This window comes from Pantoea sp. WEP, assembly GCF_041678305.1.
GTDB lineage: Bacteria > Pseudomonadota > Gammaproteobacteria > Enterobacterales > Enterobacteriaceae > Pantoea > Pantoea dispersa.
In genome coordinates this window covers 1,892,210-1,913,489 of sequence record NZ_JBGNXB010000001.1, presented here as the reverse complement: position 1 = coordinate 1,913,489, position 21,280 = coordinate 1,892,210, and the positions used below count along the sequence as shown (strand labels likewise).

Sequence of the window (21,280 nt, the reverse complement as noted above, 5' to 3'; positions counted from 1 at the left end):
TTGCTCTTAAAACACCTGTAATTATGTCAGGATTCACCGCAGGCGACCACAACAGATGACAGCCGGCCATGGGATATGGCAGGCTAACGCAGCAAAAATAAAGGAGAACAGCATGACCATTACGCGTATTGATGCCGAGCACCGCATGTCCGAAGCGGTTGTACATGACCAGACCGTGTATTACACCAGCGTGCCGGAGAATCTGGATGACGATGCGGAAGCGCAGACCGCCAACGCGCTGGCGGTGATTGACCGCATCCTGACGCGCGTGGGTTCGGATAAAAGCAAAATTCTCGACGCCACCATTTTCCTGGTGGACAAAGAGGACTTTGCCGCGATGAACCGCGCCTGGGATGCGTGGGTCTCGCCGGGTAATGCGCCGGTACGCTGCACGGTGCAGGCCGGCCTGATGAATCCGCGCTACAAAGTGGAAATCAAAATCATCGCCGCGCTATAACGCTCGCCGGGCGCTATTCGTCGTCTTCGTCCTCTTCGAAGCGCGCCCGAATCGCTTCGCCCTGATGGTTCTGGCGAATTTCCTGCGCCACCTGCGCAATCGCCTGCCCGCTGGACATGCCGCCGGCCATCAGTTCCTGAATACGTTCCACTGCCTGCTGCTGCTGTTCGTGCGATAAAGCCGGAAGACCTGAAAACATGATGCACTCCTGTAATGGGGGGACGCATTATTCCACGCTGAACAAACAGGTGCCAGCAGCAAAAAAATATGCCAGGCTACGCGCCTGCCTGCTGAACTGATTTAGCCAAACGAACGTGAAAACCCTCTCGCTACAGTATACGCCCGATACACTTTTACACCGTTTTTCCACGCTGGCGCACCGCCCGTGGGCGATGCTGCTGACCTCTGGTCACGCCGAGCACGCGGATAACCGTTTCGATATTCTCACCGCCGACCCGCGGGTGACCCTGACGACGCGCGGTGACAGCACCGCCATCGACGACGGCACCGGCATCAGCCACTCCACCACCGATCCGCTGCAGCTGGTGCAGCAGCAGCTGGACGCGCTGGGCATCCGGCCGGCGTTTGATGCAAATCTGCCGTTTCAGGGCGGCGCGCTGGGTCTGTTTGGTTATGACCTCGGTCGCCGTTTCGAAACGCTGCCGCAGCGGGCGCAACAGGATTTACACACGCCGGATATGGCGGTGGGCATTTATGACTGGGCGCTGATTGCCGATCACCATCGCCAGACGCTGACGCTGATTGCCCTGCACGACGCGGAACAGCGCTGGCAGTGGCTACAGGCGCTGGCGGTGCCGCAGCCCAAACCCTTTGCCCTGACCAGCGACTGGCAGGCCAATATGAGCTATGCGCAGTACGCCGCGCGTTTCCAGGCGGTGCAGGCCTACATTCAGGCGGGCGATTGCTACCAGGTTAATCTGGCGCAGCGTTTCCAGGCCAGCTATCGCGGCGATGAGTGGCAGGCGTTTTTACGTCTCAACCGCGCCAACCGCGCGCCGTTCAGCGCCTTCCTTCGTCTGCCGCACAGTGCCGTGCTGAGCCTGTCGCCGGAGCGTTTTCTCTCGCTGCAGCAACAGCAGATTGAAACCCGGCCGATTAAAGGCACGCTGCCGCGCCTGGCCGATCCGCAGGCCGATCGGCTGCAGGCGGAGAAACTGGCCAGCGCTGAAAAAGATCGGGCGGAAAACCTGATGATTGTGGACCTGCTGCGTAATGATATTGGCCGCGTCGCCGAGCCGGGCAGCGTCAGCGTGCCGGAGCTGTTTGTGGTGGAGCCGTTCCCGGCGGTGCATCACCTGGTGAGCACGGTGCGGGCCAGGCTGCCAGACGCGCTCTCCGCTACCGATTTGCTGCGCGCCTGTTTCCCCGGTGGCTCCATTACCGGCGCGCCCAAGATCCGCGCCATGGAGATCATCGAAGAACTCGAACCGCAGCGGCGCAATGCGTGGTGCGGCAGTATCGGCTACATCAGCCTGTGCGGGCGTATGGACAGCAGCATTACCATCCGCACGCTGATTGCCGAAAATCAGCAGCTGTACTGCGCGGCGGGCGGCGGTCTGGTGGCTGACAGCGATGCTGAGGCGGAATATCAGGAGACGCTGCACAAGCTCAACCGTATTCTGCCCTGTCTGCGTGATGAGGCGTGATATGGAGCTGACGCTGGCGCAGTTTCTCAGTCGCTTTGTGCTGCAGCCGCCGCTGGCGACCGCGCACAGCGTGATCAGCGGACGCCGTGCCGCGGTGCTGGTACCGGTGATTGATGGCGACCAGCCCGAACTGCTGCTGACCCGCCGCTCCGCGCTGCTGCGCAAACATGCCGGGCAGGTGGCGTTCCCCGGCGGCATGATGGATGCCACTGACGATTCGCTGATCGCCACCGCGCTGCGTGAAGCGCAGGAAGAAGTGGGCATCGCGCCGCAGCAGGTGCGGGTGGTCGGCGTGTTACCGCCGGTCACCAGCAGTACCGGTTTCGCCGTCACGCCCGTGGTCGGCATCATTCCGCCGCACCTGCCGCTGCGGCTTAACCCGGATGAAGTTGAAAGCGCCTTTTCCATGCCGCTCGCAGAGGCGCTGCGGCTGGGGCGCTACAGCGGACTAACGCTGCGCCGCGGTCATCGCCAGCACCAGGTGTGGCTGTCGTGGTATGAAGATTATTTTATCTGGGGCATGACCGCCGGTATCCTGCGCGCGCTCGGCCAGCAGATCGCCCTGCTTTGATCCCCCGTCCCGTTTCACCCTGGCCGAAAAATTGATCCCGTTCACATCCGGGGATACGGATAACTATTTCTGTGGTTTATAATTAGTTTATTTCATGCGAAAAGCTGCTCGCTGCCGCCCGCTGGCGATTACTATTAGCCGCATTAACGGCCTGCGCCGTAGAAAAGAAGATTTGTGAGGAGCGTCACCGGTGATAAGTGTTTTTGACATGTTCAAAGTGGGTATCGGCCCGTCCAGTTCGCATACCGTTGGCCCGATGAAAGCGGGCAAACAGTTTGTTGACCTGCTGATCGAACAGGGCAAGCTGCAGGACGTGACGCGCGTGGCGGTGGACGTTTACGGCTCACTGTCGCTCACCGGTAAAGGACACCACACCGACATTGCCATCATTATGGGTCTGGCCGGCTTTGAGCCTGCCAGCGTCGACATCGACAGCATTCCGGCGTTTATCAAAGATGTCGAAACGCGTGAGCGGCTGCTGCTGGCACAGGGCGCGCGCGAGGTCGACTTCCCGCGTGACGGCGGCATGGTCTTCCGCAGCGAAAACCTGTCGCTGCATGAAAACGGCATGACTCTGTACGCTTTTGCCGGCGATCGTCTGCTTGAGCGCAAAACCTATTACTCGATTGGCGGTGGCTTTATTGTCGACGAAGCGCACTTTGGTCAGTCCGTGCTGGATGAGGTCGCCGTGCCCTATCCGTTCCATTCAGCCAAAGAGTTGCTCAGTCATTGCCGCGATACCGGCATGTCGCTTTCGGGGCTGGTGATGAAAAACGAGCTGGCGCTGCACAGCCGTGACGAGATTTACGCCTATTTTGGCAACATCTGGCAAACCATGCAGGCGTGTATCGATCGTGGCCTGAATACCGAAGGGGTGCTGCCGGGCCCGCTGCGCGTGCCGCGTCGGGCGGCGTCGCTGCGACGTCTACTGGTCTCCTCAACCAAACATTCTAACGATCCGATGAACGTCATCGACTGGGTCAATATGTTTGCGCTGGCGGTGAATGAAGAGAATGCGGCCGGTGGTCGTGTGGTCACCGCACCGACCAACGGTGCCTGCGGTATCGTGCCGGCGGTGCTGGCGTATTACGATCACTTCATCGAAACGGTCACGCCGGATATCTTTATCCGCTACTTCCTCGCCTCGGGCGCGATTGGCGTGTTGTACAAAATGAACGCTTCGATTTCCGGTGCCGAAGTCGGCTGCCAGGGCGAAGTAGGCGTGGCCTGCTCAATGGCCGCCGCTGGCCTCGCTGAACTGCTGGGAGCCAGCCCGGAGCAGGTGTGTGTTGCCGCTGAAATCGGCATGGAACACAACCTCGGACTGACCTGCGATCCGGTCGCCGGTCAGGTACAGGTGCCGTGCATTGAGCGTAACGCCATTGCTTCGGTGAAAGCGATCAACGCCGCGCGGATGGCGCTGCGCCGCACCAGCGAGCCGCGCGTATCGCTGGATAAGGTGATCGAGACGATGTACGAGACCGGCAAAGATATGAACGCTAAATATCGTGAGACCTCGCGTGGCGGTCTGGCGATCAAGGTGCAGTGCGACTGACCGGCAACGTCGCGTTTCGCTGCTGACAATTGCAGCGATCGGCCATTATTTCTGCAATGGCCTCTACCTCCGCGTTATCAAACCAGATACATTATTTTTGCGCGCGACCTCTAATGGTCGCGCGATTTTTTAGTGCCGCTTTTTTTCTCCAGCCGCGCTAAATTTGGCCGCCGCCATGCCGATAACTTTCACGTTAATTTGGTCTCATTCTTTGTCTTAGCAAGGTGGTTACTGATGCTCCTTCCCCAGCAATTTGTGGGTCAATTTCGCCGTAAGCGCCTGCTTATTGCGTTGGTGATCGCGTCGCTGGTTCTCATTCTTACGCTGACTTTTCGCTACATCGAAGAGAAGTCACGCATTGAGCAGCAGTCCCTTAACTTTGCCACCCGCGCGATTGAGCGCTTTGACCGCATGTTTTCGCCGCTGGACGTCTCCGCCAACAACACGCTGGGGCTGGTGGGCGTGCCCTGCACGCAGGTGCGCTACCCGCTGATTGAGAAGATCGCGGCGCTGCAAACCGTGCGTACCGTACTGCTGGTGCAGGACGATACCATCTACTGTTCGAGTATTTATGGCCCGCGCCACATCTCGTTCAGCCAGACCTATCCCGAGCTGGCGATCAACAACCAGCGCATGATGCTGTCTACCGACGACTACCTGCTAAAAGGTTCGCCGGTGCTGCTGCTGTGGACCCCAAAGTCGCTGGATAACCAGGACGGCCTGCTGCAGATCATCAATATTGAACTGATGACCAACTATCTGCTGGAGCCGCAGCTGCCGTGGGTAGAGCGCGCGATCTTTAACGTAGGCGGACAGAGCCTCGAATATGGTAATCCGCTGATCGAGCATACCGTACCGTCCGATGACGAAGTGGCGTACGATCAGGCCTCGCTGCGTTATCCCTACAGCATTACGCTGTACGGCCCCTCTCCGGCGCGGCTGGCGCTCAATACCCTGCCGTCTCAGCTGCCGCTGGCGGTACTGCTGAGCCTGCTGCTGGGCTATATCGTCTGGCTGGCCACCGCCAATCGCATGAGCCTGAGCTGGCAAATCAGCTATGGCATCACCGCTAACGAATTTATGGTCTACTGCCAGCCGCTGATCAATGCCCGCAGCGGCGATTGCGATGGTATCGAGCTGCTGCTGCGCTGGCACAATCCGCGTCAGGGCTGGATTGCCCCGGACGTATTTATTCCGCTGGCCGAACGCCAGAACCTGATTGCACCGCTGACGCGCTTTGTGATTGCCAGAGTCGTCGCGGAGTTGCCTAATCTGCCACAGTGCCCGGCATTTCATATCGCGATTAACGTCGCGGCCAGCCACTTCCGCGATCGCCTGATTGTTGAGGATTTACAGCGCTACTGGTGGCCCGCCAATCCCCTGCCGAAACTGGTGGTGGAGCTGACCGAGCGCGATGCGCTGCCGGTCATCGACCAGACGGTCGTGGCGCAGCTGCACGAAATTGGCGTGCGGCTGGCGATTGACGATTTCGGTACCGGCCACAGTTCGCTGGCCTATCTGAAAGATCTGAAGCCGGACGTGCTGAAAATCGATAAAATCTTTACCGCCGCGATTGGCACTGACGCGATCAACGCTACGGTAACGGATATGGTGATTTCACTGGCACAGCGGCTGAATATCGCGCTGGTCGCGGAGGGCGTGGAAACCGCCGAGCAGGCGCATTATCTGCGCGAGCGCGGCGTTGATCATCTGCAGGGTTACTACTATGCGCGCCCGATGCCGATTGAGGACTTCCCGCAATGGCTGGCGCAGCATCAGGCGCAGCTGGGCGCCTGATGCCGGACGACATCAGGCGTCGCCCTCTTCCTCGTCATGGTGCGGCTTGTCTTTGGTGACGCGCACCAGATCGATACGGTAATCCGTGGCTTCGATAATCTGGAAGTGCAGCGGTGGCAAATCGATAATCTCGCCCGGCAGCGGCAGCTGCCCCTTCTGCTCAATCAACAGGCCGGCCAGCGACGCGTGATCTTCATCCGGATCGACCAGCTCATGGTGGTCGAGCAGCTGCTGCAGCGAGTGCAGATCGGTACCGCCCTTCACCAGCCAGCCGTCGCCATCCGCCACCACATCCGGCGTTTCGTCTTCATCCGGGAACTCACCGGCAATCGCTTCCAGCACGTCCAGCGGCGTAATCAGGCCCTGCACCACACCAAATTCGTTGGTAACGATGACGAAGCTCCCTTTAGCGCGACGCAATACGCCCAGCAGGTTAATCGGATCCAGCGTTTCCGGCACCACAATCGGCGGCGTGTTGGCCGCGAAGGTCGCGACATCCATACCGTGCTCCAGCGCCACCAGCAGCTCTTTCGCGCGCACCACGCCGATGATCTCATCCAGCTCGCCACGACACACCGGAAACAGACTGTGAGGCGTATCCAGCAGCTGAATGCGGATCTCATCCAGCGGACGCGAGACGTCAACCCACGAGATATCGCCGCGCGGCGTCATGATGCTGCGAATCGAACGCTGTGACAGCGTCAGCACGCCGTTAATCATGTAACGCTCTTCGTCTTTAAACGCTTCCTGCGGCATCGCTTCCGTCAGTGACGCTTCTTCGGTATGCGCCGGCTGGTTACGCTGGCGCCCGCCCATCAGACGCAGAATCGCTTCGGCGGTACGTTCACGCATCGGACGGTGCGCCTGATGACGGATAAAGTTCCGGCGCGCAATCTGGTTGAACAGCTCGATCAAAATCGAGAAGCCAATTGCCGCGTACAGATAGCCTTTCGGAATATGGAAACCAAAGCCTTCCGCCACCAGCGACAGACCGATCATCAGCAGGAAGCTCAGACACAGCACCACCACCGTTGGGTGCGCGTTGACGAAGCGGGTCAGCGGTTTTGAGGCCAGCAGCATCACGCCCATGGCAATCACCACTGCCGTCATCATCACCGGCAGATGGTTCACCATACCGACGGCGGTAATCACCGCATCCAGGGAGAACACCGCGTCCAGCACCACAATCTGCGTCACGACCGCCCAGAAGCTGGCATAGGCTTTGTTGCCCTGATGCTCCATGCCACGGTTTTCCAGCCGCTCGTGCAGTTCCATGGTGGCCTTAAACAACAGGAACAAACCACCAATCAACAGAATTAAATCTCGTCCGGAAAAGCTGAAATCGCCTACGCTGAATAGGGGTCGCGTCAGCGTCACCATCCAGGAGATCAGCGACAGCAGGCCGAGGCGCATCACCAGCGCCAGCGACAGACCAATCAGGCGCGCTTTATCGCGCTGTTTCGGTGGCAGCTTGTCGGCAAGAATGGCGATAAACACCAGGTTGTCGATGCCGAGCACAATCTCCAGCACGATCAGCGTCAATAAACCCGCCCAGATTGAGGGGTCGAAGAGAAATTCCATCAATGACTCCTTGCTAAACGTAAGGGCGAACGCGACTGAGCCTGCGCCGGAAGGCGAGACGAGAGAGCGTTAACGGATGAGGCAACACCGGCAGGTGTCAGGGTGCGCGCTGAGCAGCGCGGGGAACAAGTGAAGCGACGTCGGTGACGGTCCATATAGGTGAGCTAAAGCCCGGTACTCCTGAGTAATAAACAGAAAGCTAATGTATCAGTTACATCAATAACGTCAAAAAATTTTCTTACATTTACAAATAACTGCGCCAGCGCAAGAAACTGCCATAAAAATGCCCGTTGCCGCCGGTACGCTCCGAATAGCAGAGCAACGTCACATATTTTATTTTTTCGCTCACTAAAATAAATCGCGACCTTACTGCTGTATCGCGGAATGTTTTGGGCCTTTTCCTGATGACTTTCTTCAATTTAGTCCCGGGCGATCCACAGAAAATAACAACGGTAATTCTCAATGATTCCCGGCCATGGTCGGGAACTCTCATGCGAACGGAGGTAGCAAGTGACCATTGCGCTTGTAATTGGTACACATGGCTGGGCGGCAGAACAGCTGCTGAAAACAGCAGAAATGCTGTTGGGCGAGCAGGAAAATGTCGGATGGATTGATTTCGTACCCGGCGAAAATGCAGAAACGCTAATCGAAAAATATCAGGCACAGCTCGCCCGACTCGACACGTCGAAAGGCGTGCTGTTTCTGGTGGACACCTGGGGCGGCAGCCCGTTTAACGCCGCCAGCCGCATCGTGGTGGATAAACCGGGCTATGACGTTATTGCCGGCGTCAACATTCCCATGCTGGTGGAAACCCTGATGGGGCGCGATGACGATCCATCGCTGGAAGAGCTGATCCACATCGCCGTCGAGGCCGGCCGCGAGGGGGTGAAAGCGCTCAAAACCGAATCCGCCGCGCCGGCAGCGGCCGCACCGGCCCCGAAAGCCCCTGCCCAGCCGCAGAAGCCGCTGGCACCGGGCGAGCACATGAAAATTGGCCTGGCCCGTATCGATGACCGTCTGATCCACGGCCAGGTGGCCACGCGATGGACCAAAGAGACCAACGTGACGCGCATCATCGTCGTCAGTGATGAAGTGGCCAACGATCACGTTCGCAAAACCCTGCTGACTCAGGTGGCGCCGCCGGGCGTGACCGCCCACGTGGTGGATATCGCCAAGATGATCCGCGTGTGGAACAACCCGAAGTACGGTTCCGATCGCGTGATGCTGCTGTTTACCAATCCGACCGATGTTGAGCGCGTGGTGGAGCAAGGCGTGGATATCAAGTCGGTGAATATCGGCGGCATGGCCTTCCGTCAGGGGAAAACGCAGGTTAATAACGCGGTGTCGGTGGATGAGAAGGACATCGCTGCCTTCCGCAAGCTGAATGAGCGCGGTATCGAACTGGAAGTGCGTAAAGTCTCCAACGACCCGAAACTGAAAATGATGGACCTGATTGCGAAGGTCAATGCCTGATTCGCCTGTGCCTGCGCGCGTGGGCAAAAAGTTCTGATCTTGCTGAGGAAAAATGCAATGGAAATAACCTCGCTACAAATAGTGTTGATATTTATTGTGGCCTGTATTGCCGGGATGGGATCGATTCTCGATGAGTTCCAGTTCCACCGGCCGCTGGTGGCCTGTACCCTGATTGGTGCAGTGCTGGGTGATATGAAAACCGGCATCATCATCGGCGGTACGCTGGAGATGATCGCGCTGGGCTGGATGAACATCGGTGCGGCAGTGGCACCGGATGCGGCGCTGGCTTCCATCATCTCTACCATTCTGGTCATTGCTGGCGGTCAAAGCGTCGGTGCCGGTATTGCGCTGGCCATCCCACTGGCCGCAGCCGGTCAGGTGCTGACCATCATCGTGCGTACCATCACTGTCGCCTTCCAGCACGCCGCGGATAAAGCTGCGGAGAAAGGCAATCTGACGGCGATTTCATGGATCCACGTCTCTGCCCTGCTGCTGCAGGCGATGCGTATCGCTATCCCGGCGCTGATTGTGGCGGTCTCGGTCGGTACCAGCGCGGTGCACAGCCTGCTGAGTTCGATTCCGGAAGTGGTCACCAATGGTCTGAACATCGCCGGCGGCATGATCGTGGTGGTCGGTTACGCGATGGTCATCAACATGATGCGTGCCGGTTATCTGATGCCGTTCTTCTATCTTGGCTTTGTCACCGCCGCGTTCACCAACTTTAACCTGGTGGCGCTGGGCGTGATTGGCGTGGTAATGGCGGTGCTGTACATCCAGCTGGCGCCAAAATACAACCGCGTCGCAGGCGCTGCCTCGGCGGGCCCGGCTAACAACGACCTCGACAACGAACTCGACTAGGAACAGGTGACATCATGGTAGATACAACCAATACTCCAAAGAAACTCACCCCCGGTGACGTGCGCGGTGTGTTCCTGCGCTCCAACCTGTTTCAGGGTTCGTGGAACTTTGAACGCATGCAGGCGCTGGGCTTCTGCTTCTCAATGGTGCCGGTGATCCGTCGCCTGTATCCGGAAAACAACGACGAACGCAAGCAGGCGATTAAGCGTCACCTTGAGTTCTTCAACACCCATCCTTACGTGGCAGCGCCGGTGCTCGGCGTGACCATGGCCATGGAAGAGCAGCGCGCCAACGGTGCGGCGATCGATGACGGTGCCATTAACGGCATCAAAGTGGGCCTGATGGGGCCGCTGGCTGGCGTGGGCGACCCGATTTTCTGGGGGACCGTGCGTCCGGTGTTCGCCGCGCTGGGTGCCGGTATCGCGATGAGCGGCAGCCTGCTTGGTCCGCTGCTGTTCTTCTTCCTGTTTAACATTGCGCGCATGCTGACCCGTTATTACGGCGTGGCTTATGGCTATCGCAAAGGGGTGGATATCGTCAGCGATATGGGCGGCGGCTTCCTGCAAAAACTGACCGAGGGGGCATCGATACTCGGCCTGTTTGTTATGGGAGCGCTGGTCAACAAGTGGACGCACGTCAACGTGCCGCTGGTGGTATCCCGCATCACCGACCAGACCGGCAAGACCACGGTCACCACCGTGCAGTCGATTCTCGACCAGCTGATGCCCGGCCTGATTCCACTGCTGCTGACCTTTGGCTGTATGTGGCTGCTGCGCCGTAAAGTTAACGCGCTTTGGATCATCGTTGGCTTCTTTGCCATCGGTATCTTTGGTTACTGGATCGGCCTGCTCGGTCTGTAATCTCACCGCCGGGAGTCAGACTCCCGGCGTTTTTTGAACGGCGTGACCTGAGCGCCAACGCTGAGGTCACTTCGGTTGAGGAAGAAGCCTGTATGTCACTGACTGACGCCCTGATTGCCCTGCTGATCGCCGCTCTCGCCCTGTTTGCGATTTACGACGATGTCATCCTGCCCCGCCGCAATGGACCGACCCGACTGCGCGTCACCCTGCGCCGCCGCCATAAAATCGACAGCGGCATCTTTATCGTGCTGCTACTGATTCTGCTGTGGAACAACGTCAGCCATCATGGCCCGCAGCTCACCACCACTTTGCTGATGGTGCTGTGCTTTATGGCTATCTGGCTGTTCTGGATCCGCAGCCCGCGGCTGCTGATGAAAAATGACGGCCTGTTTTTCGCCAGCGTGTGGATCGATTACCGGCGTATTCAGAGTATGAACCTGTCAGAGGATGGCATTCTGGTGATGCAGCTGGAGCAGCGTCGCCTGCTGATTGCGGTGAAACAGCTCGACGACCTGGAGAAAATCTACCATACGCTGGTGGAGGCGCGTTAAACGCGCTGCCACAGCGTCAGGGTGAAATCCGCGTCACAGCTAAAGGTGGCGCTGGAGGCCAGCTGCTGCCACACCGCTTCACGCGCACGCCAGGCAAAGGGGGTCATCTGCAGCAGGCTCACCGCTTCCGCCCCGTTCAGCGTCATCGTATAATGGAGGTTTTGCTGATCGATCTGCTCAAATCCCGCATAGTTTTTCTCTTCCGCCGTATGCAGCTGCACTTCACGATAGATCAACGCCTTAAACTGCTGCAAATGGTGCGGCCCCGGTGTCACCGTCAGCAAATAGCCGCCGGGCCTGATGACGCGGCTCAGCTCCTGCTCGTTACAGGGCGCGTAAATGCGCACGATAGCGTCCAGTGAGCCATCGGCAAACGGCAGGCGCTGGCTGGAGGCGACACAAAAGTTAACCGCGCGATAGCGCTTTGCCGCCATGCGCACCGCGGCTTTGGCCACATCCAGACCGTACAGCTGGCTGTCGGGCAACGCGGCAGCCAGGGCGGCGGTGTAATAGCCTTCGCCACAGCCGATATCCAGCAGCTGCGCGGGCCGGTTTGTGAGTGGCTGAGCCAGACGCTGCGCCACCCGATCGCGCAGCGGCTGATAGTGTCCGGCATCCAGAAAGGCCCGGCGCGCCTGAAGCATCTCTGCGCTGTCGCCCGGTTCGCGTGAACCTTTGTGCTGCACCGGCAGCAGGTTGACGTACCCCTCTTTCGCCCGATCGAACTGATGACCGGACGCACAGCGATAACTGCTGGCGTGCAGGTGCAAAGCGAGGTGGCAAAGTGGGCAAATCAACGACATAGATAACTCCGGGTTAGCGATTCGCGGCGCAGTTTACCCTGATCATCCGGTAACAGAAAGGATAAAGAAAAGCCCCGCTCATTGAGCAGGGCTTTTAAGATTCGATTCAGCGGTGCATGACACCGAGCCTGAGAGCGAAATCAGATAGCAGTAACGTTAACTGCTGCCGGGCCTTTCTGGCCGTCCTGAATTTCAAACTCAACTTGTTGACCTTCGGCCAGGGTTTTAAAACCGTTGCCCTGGATAGCAGAGAAGTGAACGAACACGTCTTTGCTGCCGTCAGCAGGAGTAATAAAACCAAAACCTTTAGACTCGTTGAACCACTTAACCTGACCTTTAATCTTTGCCATTTTTGCAAATTCCTTAGAGTGTTTATATTGCCCGCAGGCAGTCTTACAGAGAAACCAGAGACATTACTGAATGAGGCACTAATTTAAGGTTCGGCAAGGAAGCGGTATTCAACGTCAACGTCTTTACTCGTAACTTCTTTACTGAAGATGCCATACATAAACAGAACTGTACCTCGTTTGACCCACGATTCGTTATCACATATCCGCTAATTAATGGCAAGCCATTTTTAAACAGTGATCGACATGCCGCACATAATTGCCTGAAACCGGCAGCGAAAGGTGGATAACGTTATTGACAGCAACGCCTCAGCGTGTGCAAAAAAAGTCTATGCGTCAGTATAGTTAGCGCCAGACTCGCGTTTCGTCAAGCGCAGCGGTAAACGCTGCTTTTTCACATTTAAACCGAATAAGTTTAGGCAAAAAATATTGCATTAATATGGCACAGATAAGCTATTTCACTGGCCGTTGTGCAATGAGCGACATAACTGCGCAGCGCTCAAATCTTGTACAACAAATTCCTGACAGTACAAGTTAAAAATAGTTTTGCACCAAAATCAGGAAAATATAATCGCCGTTGCCCCAAATATAGGCAGACTGCACGCTGGCATTTATCTCATTTTTTTCTAAACACCCAACAATTAAATGTTAAAAAGCGCGGAAGCCGCTGGCATTTAACAAAAAGGGCTTAGGATAAATCTTAATCGTAATTCATCAGGCTGCGGCTCTCGCCAATTCGCCATGGGGCAAAAGGCGCATCGACCTCGCCCGCCTGCAGCAATGCTTGCGCCAGCACCGTCGGCGGATCGTCAAGCGACTCGTCCGCCAGCTCAAATACGCCCCAGTGAATGGGAATCGCCAGCGGTCGCCCTATCTGCTGCCAGAGCTGTACCGCCTGATCCGGGTCCATGTGCTGGCCGCGCATGAACCATTTTGGTGCATAGGCACCTATTGGTAACGCAGCCAGATTAAACGGCCCCAGACGCTGCGCGATGGCAGAGAGATTATCGCTGTAGCCGCTATCGCCGGAGAACCAGAAATTGAGCTGCGCATTACGCACTACCCAGCCGCACCACAGCGACCGGTTGCGATCCCAGAAGGTACGCATGCTCCAGTGGCGCGCGGGAACCGCTGTGAAGCTGATGTCGTCAAGCTGCACCTGCTGCCACCAGTCCAGTTCAGTGACGGTGCGCACGCCACGGCGGCGACACCAGTCGGCCATCCCCAGCGGCACCAGAAAGTGCGCCGCAGGAAAGCGGCGAGCGATGCGTTTCACCGTAGGCCGATCAAGGTGGTCGTAATGGTTATGCGAGATCAGCACATAATCAAGATGCGGCAGCTGCGCCACGCTGAGCGGCGCCGGGGTTTTACGCTGCGGCCCGGCAAATGGCAGCGGCGAAGCGCGTGTCGACAGCGCCGGGTCGATCAGAATATAGCGCTGATTGAGACGCAGCAGCAGCGCGGCATGGCCCAGCCACCAGACACGGTCATCTTCACCGCTCAGGTCGGCCTGCTGGCACCAGCTAGCGGTAAAGGCCGCATAGCCGGACTGCGGTGGCAGCGGCAGATTCTGCTGCTTACGCTCGCGCCGCCAGCGCTGTAAATAGCCAGGCTGACGCAACTCCTCTTCCGGGTTACGAAAGCCATGCGGCGTATGATGGGCCAGCGAAGCGTCATACCAGGGATTTTGCCAGGCCATGGCCTCTCCGTTGTGTGCTTAACGTTCCGGGATCAGGCGAATAAAGTCGCGCTTGTCCCCGGTATCCTGCTCATCCTGCGCTTTTTCGGCCACCGGCTGCGCCTCAGCGATACGGCGCAGCAGCGCGTTCTGTTTCTTTTGCTCTTCCAGCAGCGCTTCCAGCAGCTGAAGCTGTTCACTGGCGCGCACGCTGGCCCGGTTAACAAAAAACCAGGCAATAAAGGCCACAATCACAATGATGGCCAGCACGCCATAGTTAAACAGCGGACCGGTACTGGCGGCTAATTCGTTCATAACTGCATCAATCCTCAAACATCATTCAGGTACATCGCCGCTGATTCTACTCGTTGCGTGCGGAAAAGATATGGTGGCGAAGATAAAGCAGATTATCCCGCCTGCGTGCCGCTTTCAGTTATCTCTGATCGATCCGGCGAGAAAAGCGAGGCATGCTGCTACTATAGAGTTCGCAGCAATGCGGGAACAGCTGCGTTATGTAACACAAGGAGATAAAAATGAAACTACTGATTCGTGCGGTGATGGTGCTGGCTGTCTTGTGGCTGGCGATGCTGTTTACCGGCTACGGCGTGTTAACCGGCAGCAATAAAAACGCAGCCGGGCTGGGCTTACAGTGCAGCTACCTGACCGCGCGCGGCATGATTACCGCACAGTATCTGCACACCGACAGCGGCATTGTTGGCGTTACCGATTGTCCACTGCTGAAGAAAAGCGGCGAAGTGGTCGACAACTAAGTTAAGCCGCCTGCCGGGCTGCACGTCAGCCCGGCAGGATTCAGAACGGATAGTCGTAATAGCCCATTTGCTCCGACACCTTACGCGCGGCACGATGCAGCATGGTCACATACTCTTTTTTTGCCGGTTCGGAGAAGCGCACCGTCGGAAAAGAGAGACTCATGCCGGCAATCACCACGCCGAAGCGATCAAACACCGGTACCGCCAGACAGCGAATCCCCGCTTCCTGCTCTTCATTATCCTCACCAAAGCCCTGTTGCCTGACCTGATCCAGCACCGGCAGTAGCGCCTGCGCGTTGACGATAGTGTTAGCGGTGCTGCGACGGAATTCCACTTCACGCAGAATGTCGTTCACCTCCGCGCGCTCACGCCACGCCAGCAGCACTTTGCCGATGGCGGTACTATGCAGCGGATTACGCCGGCCGATGCGCGAATACATGCGCAGGTTATACAGCGAGTCAATCTTATGGATATAGACGATGCTGTCTTCTTCCAGCGCGCCGAGATGAATGGTCTCTTTGGTCTGGCGCGACAGTTCGCGCATCTCCACATCGGCGCTGCGAATCAAATCCACGTTCTGCAGCGCGTGCGCGCCAAGTTCAAACAGTTTGAGCGTCAGCGAATATTTTTCGCTCTCGCCCTCCTGCGCCACGTAGCCGAGTGATTTCATGGTCTGCAGAAAGCGGTAGACCGTGCTTTTCGACATCATAACCCGCTGCGAAAGCTCGGTGATGCCGTGATCGCGCTCTTCGCCCAGCGCCTGCAGAATGCCAAACACTTTCATCACTGATGATACGGCATCCGGCTGTTTATCGTTATCGCGGCTCGCCATGCGGGACTTCCTTAACGCTTTTGCAAAAACGCCAGTATAGAGGTTACAGCCGGACGGCGGCAACGACACATCCACTTGTAATTTTTGTCCATTAATGCGGTGATTTCAGGCAGAAAATTGATTAGCATGATGATATTCACTTACTTCACTTCTCCCTGTTTATGTCTCCTACCGTGTCTCAGGATGGATTACCCGTTCCACAGCGCTACGGCGCAATAATTACCATTGCGCTTGGCATCATGATGGCGGTGCTGGACGGCGCGATTGCCAACGTGGCGCTGCCGACCATTGCGCGTGAGCTGAACGCCAGCCCGGCGGAATCGATCTGGATCGTCAACGCCTATCAAATCGCTATCGTGATTTCGCTGCTGTCGCTGTCGTTTCTTGGCGATATGTTCGGCTACCGGCGCGTCTATCAGGTCGGGCTGGTGCTGTTTGTATTCACCTCGCTGTTCTGCGCCCTTTCCTCGTCGCTGAATATGCTCACCGTGGCGCGCGTGCTGCAGGGCTTCGGCGGTGCGGCGCTGATGAGCGTCAACACTGCGCTAATCCGTATTATTTACCCGCAGCGCTTCCTGGGACGCGGCATGGCCATCAACTCGCTGATCGTGGCCGTCTCCAGCGCCGCCGGTCCCACGGTGGCGGCGGCGATTCTCTCCATCGCCAGCTGGAAATGGCTGTTCCTGATCAACGTGCCGCTCGGTGTGGTGGCGCTGTGGCTGGCGCTGCGCTTCCTGCCGGATAACACGCAGAAAGCGAAGCAGCAGAAATTTGATGTGCCGAGCGCCATCATGAATGCGCTGTTTTTCGGCCTGCTGATTTCAGCGCTGACCGGCTTCGCGCAGGGAGAAAATGGCTGGCTGATTGCGGGTATGCTGCTGGCGCTGCTGCTGATCGGCGTGGTGTTTGTGCGGCGTCAGCTGGCGATGCCGGTGCCGCTGTTGCCGGTAGATTTGCTGCGCATTCCGGTGTTTTCGTTGTCGATCGGCACCTCGATCTGTTCGTTCTGTGCACAAATGCTGGCGATGGTGTCGCTGCCGTTTTTCCTGCAAAACGTACTGGGCCGGGATGAGGTCGCAACCGGCCTGCTGCTGACGCCGTGGCCGCTGGCTACCATGGTGATGGCACCGATTGCCGGCCGCCTGATCGAGAAGTTTCATGCCGGTCTGCTGGGTGGGCTGGGGCTGGCGCTGTTTGCCGCCGGGCTGTTTCTGCTGGCGCTGCTGCCTGCACAACCCACGGATGCCGATATTATCTGGCGTATGATGCTGTGCGGTGCCGGCTTCGGGCTGTTCCAGTCACCCAACAATCACACCATCATCTCGTCGGCTCCGCGCCAGCGCAGCGGCGGTGCCAGCGGCATGCTCGGCACCGCGCGACTGGTCGGGCAAAGCACCGGTGCCGCGCTGGTGGCGCTGATGTTTAACCTGTTCAACGACAGCGGCACCCATGCCTCGCTGCTGCTGGCCGGGACCTTTGCCAGCGTGGCGGCGATCGTCAGTATGCTGCGCATGACGCAAAGCCGTCAGCCGGCAGAGTCATAAAAAAAGGGCGCCCGCAGGCGCCCTGTTCATTTTCTATGTAGCTTACTTAAGGTAGGCACCGCTGCGCAGCGCTTCGATACGCTTGTCGAGCGGCGGGTGCGACATAAACAGCTCACTCAGCGACTTACCTTTACCGTTAATACAGAACGCCATCATGCTGCTGGGTTCCTGCGGTTCGTAGCTGGTTTTCAGGCGCTGCAGCGCGGCAATCATCTTTTCACGACCCACCAGCTTCGCAGAGCCGGCGTCGGCGTGGAATTCGCGATGGCGCGAGAACCACATGGTAATGATGCTGGCGAGAATACCAAACACCAGTTCCAGCACCGTCGCCACGGCAAAATAGACCAGCGGATTGCCGTTGCTGCTCTCTTCACCGTCGCGGTTGCCGGACAGGAAGCCAGACGCCACCTGCGCAATGATACGCGAAATGAAGATCACGAAGGTGTTCACGATACCCTGAATCAGCGTCATGGTGACCATGTCACCGTTCGCGATGTGGGCGATCTCGTGCGCCAGCACCGCCTCCGCTTCGTCGCGGCTCATGTTCTGCAGCAAACCGGTGGAGACCGCCACCAGCGAGGCGTCACGGCGTGCGCCGGTGGCAAAGGCGTTGATATCGGGCGCGTGGTAAATCGCCACCTGCGGCATCGCAATGCCGACCTGCTGAGCCTGGCGGCCGACGGTTTCCATCAGCCAGCGTTCCGTCTCGTTACGGGGTTGTTCAATCACTTCACCGCCGACCGAGCGTAACGCCATCCATTTGGACATCAGCAGTGAAACAAACGCACCGCCAAAGCCAAACAGACCTGCCATAATCATCAGACCCTGAACACTGCTTGACTGGATTCCTGTCAGACTCAGAATCAGTCCGAATACCAACATCACCGCCAGGTTGGTGACCAGGAAAAGCGCAATACGCATCATAAACGTTAATCTTCCTCAGTTGTGCTCGCGCTCATGCGCGGATATACATCCTATGTCCATTGTGGCGCTTTTCAAGCGACCTTAATCTTTAAGTGCCTAAAAAGACATAACTTTACATTTGGTAATGTGAGCAGCTGCCGCCTGCCGGGCAGTGATTTCAAGGCAAAAAAAAGCACCGCCGCAGCGGTGCTGTGATTTCAGGCCGAAGGGTTACTTCGCTGCCGCCGGCGCTGGCTGATCTTTTTCCAGCTGGGCCAAATCGTTAGCGATTTTCACCGTTTCATCCAGATATGGATCCGGCTCTTTGTAGTCTTTCGGCAGATCGTCCAGGCTCTTCAGCGGCGCTTTGCCTTCCGCCTGGTAGCGCGCATTGATACGTTCCAGACGCAGCGCATCTTCTTCGTGGTTCTCTTTCTCGCGCTGAGCCAGATTGAGCGACACGATGTTACGCTTGTCCTTCATCGCGTTGAAACGCGCGATGTCTTTCATGATGTACTGGAACTCGCGATCTTTGGCGATGCGATCGGCGTGCTCTTTGGTCAGCTGCGGCACCAGCGGCGTGATATCGCCGGTTTTGGTGTAGGTCGCTGCGTTGATGCTGTCCCACGGCAGCGCGTTATCCTCAAACTTCTCGCCGGTTTCTGCCGCTTCCACGCCGGTCGGCATCAGCAGGTCTGGCGTGACGCCTTTCCGCTGAGTACTGCCACCGTTGATGCGGTAGAATTTCTGAATGGTGTACTGGACTGAGCCCAGCGCCGGCCATTCCGGACGCAGCATCTGATCGTAGATGCGGTTGAGTGAGCGATACTGCTGCACCGTGCCCTTACCGAAAGTCGGTTCGCCGACAATCAGCGCGCGGCCGTAATCCTGCATCGCCGCGGCAAAGATTTCCGACGCCGAGGCGCTGAAGCGATCGACCAGCACCACCAGCGGACCTTTGTAGTAAACGATGCCGTCGTTGTCGCTGTCCTCACGCACGCGACCATTATTGTCACGCACCTGCACCACCGGACCACTCGGAATAAACAGGCCGGAGAGCGATACCGCTTCGGTCAGCGCGCCGCCGCCGTTGGTACGCAGATCGATGACGATGCTGTCGACGTTCTGCTTCTGCAGTTTCTGCAGTTGTACTTTCACATCATCGGTCAGGCCAACGTAGAAGCCCGGAATATCCAGCACGCCGACTTTCTCTTTGCCGACGTTGTGCACGGTGCCCTTCACCGCGCGATCTTCCAGACGGATTTTCTCACGCGTCAGCGTCACGGTACGGGTTTTGGTGCCCTTGCCGGCTGGCAGGATCTCGAGGCGCACTTTGCTGCCCTTCGGCCCTTTGATTTTGGACACCACATCATCCAGACGCCAGCCAATCACATCTTCCATTGGCTTGCCCGGCTGGCCGACGCCCACAATGCGGTCGCCCACGCTGATGGATTTGCTCTTGGCCGCCGGACCACCGGCCACCATCGAGTTGATCACCGTGTAGTCGTCATCCATCTGCAGCACGGCACCGATACCTTCCAGCGACAGGCTCATTTCGGTGTTGAACTGCTCGGTGTTGCGCGGTGACAGATAGTTCGTATGCGGGTCGATTTCATGCGCGAACGCGGTCATTGCCAGCTGGAACACATCTTCGCTGTTGCTTTGTGCCAGACGACGGATGGCAAAGTTGTAGCGCTTGGTCAGCGTCTCGCGAATCTCTTTGTCATCTTTCCCGGCCAGCTTCAGGCTCAGCTCGTCATACTTCACCTTGGCATCCCACAGCGCGTTTAGCTCATCTGTGCTTTTCGGCCACGGTGCTTTGGCACGATCGATATCGATGGTGTCATTGCCGGTGAAGTTCATCGGGCGGTTCAGCACGCTGAGCGCATACTGATAGCGCTCGAAGCGGCGCTTCTGCGCCAGATTATAGAGATCGTAAAACACATCCAGCTTGCCGCTGCGCAGCTCATCACCGAGCGTGGTTTTCTTGTCGGCGAATTTTGCCACGTCCGACGCCAGCAGCACGTTATGGCTGTAATCGAGCAGATTCAGGTAGCGGTCAAAAATTTTCGCCGAAAAATCCTGATTCAGATCGAACTGACGATAGTGAGAGCGGGTGAAACGCGAAGTGACGCGTTCACTGACGGTAGGATGCTGTGCTTCTTCGTGTAACTGGGGAATCTGGTCGGCGCGGGTAATGTTGTCCGCGCCAAAGGTGGGGCCTGCCAGCAGCAGGCCCGCGATCATACCGATCTTAAAAATGCTGTTCATGCCAGGGTCGGGCCTCCGTTTCAGAACTGCAAGTGTTCTGCGCGCACAATCATTGCCAGGCCGGAAGCGAGCTGGACCCGGACGCCATCTTTGGTAATTTCCAGGATGGTAGCGTCCATTGCACTTTTGCCTGCTTTGACTTTGATGTTTTGACCCGCTTGCAACGTTGAAGTGTCAGTGACGGGTTTTGCCCGCGGTGGACGCGGAGCAGCCTGACGCTCACCGGCCGCAGCACGCGGCGCCTGTGGACGTGGCTTACGCGGTGCGTCACCCTCCGCCGCTTTACGGGCAGCAGGCTTGCGCGGACGACGCTCAGCGGTCTCTTCACCGGCTTCACGTTTTTTCGCTTTTTGCTGCTCGCGCTGCGCCTGCACGCGCGCTTTGGCTTCTTCCAGCTGCTTACGCGCATGTTCTACGTGCTGCTCATCCAGCACGCCACAGGCGTTGCCGTCGAGATCGACACGGGTGGCACCGGCTTTAATGCCGTAAAGATAACGCCAGCTTGAGGTATAAAGGCGTAAGGCCGAACGCAGTTGCGTCTTGCTCAGGCTGTTTTCGCCCTGAACGCGCTCCACCAGATCCTGAAAGATACCGATTTTGAGCGGACGCGCTTCACCTTCGGCGCTAAAGCAGTGCGGAAAACGCTGCGCCAGAAAGGCGATGACTTCTTTACTGCTGTTCAACTTAGGTTGATTTTCCATGAAATTTCCTGATTACAACGGGTTTGCCGACCAGAGCAGGCATGAACAGGCGACATTATAA

The 21,280-nt window shown here is 57.6% G+C and carries 22 protein-coding genes; 11 read left to right on the top strand and 11 right to left on the bottom strand.

Annotated features, from left to right (window positions below):
• Positions 1-112: 112 nt before the first annotated feature.
• Complete coding sequence (locus ABVR31_RS08780; RefSeq protein WP_058757734.1) at positions 113-457, top strand: RidA family protein; 345 nt, start codon at positions 113-115, stop codon at positions 455-457.
• 13 nt (positions 458-470) lie between these two features.
• Here ABVR31_RS08780 and ABVR31_RS08775 read toward each other — a convergent pair whose 3' ends face one another.
• Complete coding sequence (locus ABVR31_RS08775) at positions 471-656, bottom strand: YoaH family protein (RefSeq protein ID WP_021510035.1); 186 nt, start codon at positions 654-656, stop codon at positions 471-473.
• 115 nt (positions 657-771) lie between these two features.
• Between ABVR31_RS08775 and pabB the strand changes: the two genes are divergently transcribed.
• The 4 genes from pabB to ABVR31_RS08755 all read left to right on the top strand — a co-directional run bounded on the left by pabB (position 772) and on the right by ABVR31_RS08755 (position 6,047).
• Positions 772-2,124, top strand: coding sequence for an aminodeoxychorismate synthase component 1 (gene pabB / locus ABVR31_RS08770; RefSeq protein ID WP_150057924.1), 1,353 nt, complete (start codon positions 772-774; stop codon positions 2,122-2,124).
• 1 nt (position 2,125) lies between these two features.
• The gene (locus tag ABVR31_RS08765; RefSeq protein WP_127834149.1) at positions 2,126-2,695 is read left to right on the top strand and encodes a CoA pyrophosphatase; all 570 of its coding nucleotides are present in this window, start codon (positions 2,126-2,128) and stop codon (positions 2,693-2,695) included.
• A 190-nt stretch (positions 2,696-2,885) separates the two neighbouring features.
• Entirely contained in the window at positions 2,886-4,250 is a 1,365-nt protein-coding gene (locus ABVR31_RS08760; RefSeq protein WP_058774595.1) for an L-serine ammonia-lyase, read from the top strand.
• 234 nt (positions 4,251-4,484) lie between these two features.
• Positions 4,485-6,047, top strand: a complete 1,563-nt coding sequence (locus ABVR31_RS08755) for an EAL domain-containing protein (protein WP_058757738.1) — start codon at positions 4,485-4,487, stop codon at positions 6,045-6,047.
• 12 nt (positions 6,048-6,059) lie between these two features.
• On the opposite strand, the gene ABVR31_RS08750 is transcribed toward ABVR31_RS08755, so the two are convergent.
• On the bottom strand, positions 6,060-7,628 hold the full coding sequence (locus ABVR31_RS08750; RefSeq protein WP_021510030.1) for a TerC family protein: 1,569 nt from the start codon (positions 7,626-7,628) through the stop codon (positions 6,060-6,062).
• A gap of 510 nt (positions 7,629-8,138) precedes the next feature.
• On the opposite strand from ABVR31_RS08750, the gene manX reads away from it, so the two are divergent.
• The 4 genes from manX (at position 8,139) to ABVR31_RS08730 (ending at position 11,370) form a co-directional block, all read left to right on the top strand.
• Positions 8,139-9,101 (top strand): PTS mannose transporter subunit IIAB, encoded by a 963-nt coding sequence (manX, locus tag ABVR31_RS08745; protein ID WP_058757739.1) that lies wholly within the window; start codon positions 8,139-8,141, stop codon positions 9,099-9,101.
• A 57-nt stretch (positions 9,102-9,158) separates the two neighbouring features.
• On the top strand, positions 9,159-9,959 hold the full coding sequence (locus ABVR31_RS08740; protein WP_031280203.1) for a PTS mannose/fructose/sorbose transporter subunit IIC: 801 nt from the start codon (positions 9,159-9,161) through the stop codon (positions 9,957-9,959).
• 14 nt (positions 9,960-9,973) lie between these two features.
• Positions 9,974-10,819: a PTS mannose transporter subunit IID gene (locus ABVR31_RS08735; RefSeq protein ID WP_021510027.1), complete on the top strand. Its 846-nt coding sequence runs from the start codon at positions 9,974-9,976 to the stop codon at positions 10,817-10,819.
• Between the two features lie 92 nt (positions 10,820-10,911).
• Entirely contained in the window at positions 10,912-11,370 is a 459-nt protein-coding gene (locus ABVR31_RS08730; RefSeq protein WP_021510026.1) for a DUF986 family protein, read from the top strand.
• On the opposite strand, the gene rlmA is transcribed toward ABVR31_RS08730, so the two are convergent.
• The 5 genes from rlmA to ABVR31_RS08705 all read right to left on the bottom strand — a co-directional run bounded on the left by rlmA (position 11,367) and on the right by ABVR31_RS08705 (position 14,513).
• The gene (gene rlmA / locus ABVR31_RS08725; protein WP_152390951.1) at positions 11,367-12,173 is read right to left on the bottom strand and encodes a 23S rRNA (guanine(745)-N(1))-methyltransferase; all 807 of its coding nucleotides are present in this window, start codon (positions 12,171-12,173) and stop codon (positions 11,367-11,369) included. The two genes, ABVR31_RS08730 and rlmA, sit on opposite strands and share 4 nt — an antisense overlap.
• Before the next feature lie 140 nt (positions 12,174-12,313).
• On the bottom strand, positions 12,314-12,523 hold the full coding sequence (gene cspE, locus ABVR31_RS08720; protein ID WP_021510024.1) for a transcription antiterminator/RNA stability regulator CspE: 210 nt from the start codon (positions 12,521-12,523) through the stop codon (positions 12,314-12,316).
• Between the two features lie 83 nt (positions 12,524-12,606).
• A complete protein-coding gene (locus ABVR31_RS08715) occupies positions 12,607-12,681 on the bottom strand; it encodes a DUF2627 domain-containing protein (RefSeq protein WP_110866451.1) in 75 nt (24 codons plus the stop codon).
• Between the two features lie 539 nt (positions 12,682-13,220).
• Positions 13,221-14,219 carry an MBL fold metallo-hydrolase gene (locus ABVR31_RS08710; protein WP_372772452.1) on the bottom strand — a complete coding sequence of 333 codons (999 nt, stop codon included), beginning with the start codon at positions 14,217-14,219 and terminating at the stop codon, positions 13,221-13,223.
• A gap of 18 nt (positions 14,220-14,237) precedes the next feature.
• Complete coding sequence (locus tag ABVR31_RS08705; RefSeq protein ID WP_141495364.1) at positions 14,238-14,513, bottom strand: YebO family protein; 276 nt, start codon at positions 14,511-14,513, stop codon at positions 14,238-14,240.
• Between the two features lie 218 nt (positions 14,514-14,731).
• Between ABVR31_RS08705 and ABVR31_RS08700 the strand changes: the two genes are divergently transcribed.
• The gene (locus ABVR31_RS08700; protein ID WP_021510021.1) at positions 14,732-14,968 is read left to right on the top strand and encodes a YobH family protein; all 237 of its coding nucleotides are present in this window, start codon (positions 14,732-14,734) and stop codon (positions 14,966-14,968) included.
• Positions 14,969-15,008: 40 nt separating this feature from the next.
• Here ABVR31_RS08700 and kdgR read toward each other — a convergent pair whose 3' ends face one another.
• Positions 15,009-15,800: a DNA-binding transcriptional regulator KdgR gene (gene kdgR, locus ABVR31_RS08695; protein ID WP_372772449.1), complete on the bottom strand. Its 792-nt coding sequence runs from the start codon at positions 15,798-15,800 to the stop codon at positions 15,009-15,011.
• A 161-nt stretch (positions 15,801-15,961) separates the two neighbouring features.
• On the opposite strand from kdgR, the gene ABVR31_RS08690 reads away from it, so the two are divergent.
• On the top strand, positions 15,962-17,344 hold the full coding sequence (locus ABVR31_RS08690) for an MFS transporter (protein ID WP_058774591.1): 1,383 nt from the start codon (positions 15,962-15,964) through the stop codon (positions 17,342-17,344).
• A gap of 42 nt (positions 17,345-17,386) precedes the next feature.
• Here ABVR31_RS08690 and htpX read toward each other — a convergent pair whose 3' ends face one another.
• From htpX to proQ, 3 genes are all read right to left on the bottom strand, one after another.
• Positions 17,387-18,268 (bottom strand): protease HtpX, encoded by an 882-nt coding sequence (gene htpX, locus ABVR31_RS08685; protein ID WP_021510018.1) that lies wholly within the window; start codon positions 18,266-18,268, stop codon positions 17,387-17,389.
• A gap of 210 nt (positions 18,269-18,478) precedes the next feature.
• Positions 18,479-20,518: a carboxy terminal-processing peptidase gene (prc, locus tag ABVR31_RS08680; protein WP_372772447.1), complete on the bottom strand. Its 2,040-nt coding sequence runs from the start codon at positions 20,516-20,518 to the stop codon at positions 18,479-18,481.
• Between the two features lie 20 nt (positions 20,519-20,538).
• On the bottom strand, positions 20,539-21,219 hold the full coding sequence (gene proQ, locus ABVR31_RS08675; RefSeq protein WP_010616374.1) for an RNA chaperone ProQ: 681 nt from the start codon (positions 21,217-21,219) through the stop codon (positions 20,539-20,541).
• Positions 21,220-21,280 lie beyond the last annotated feature (61 nt).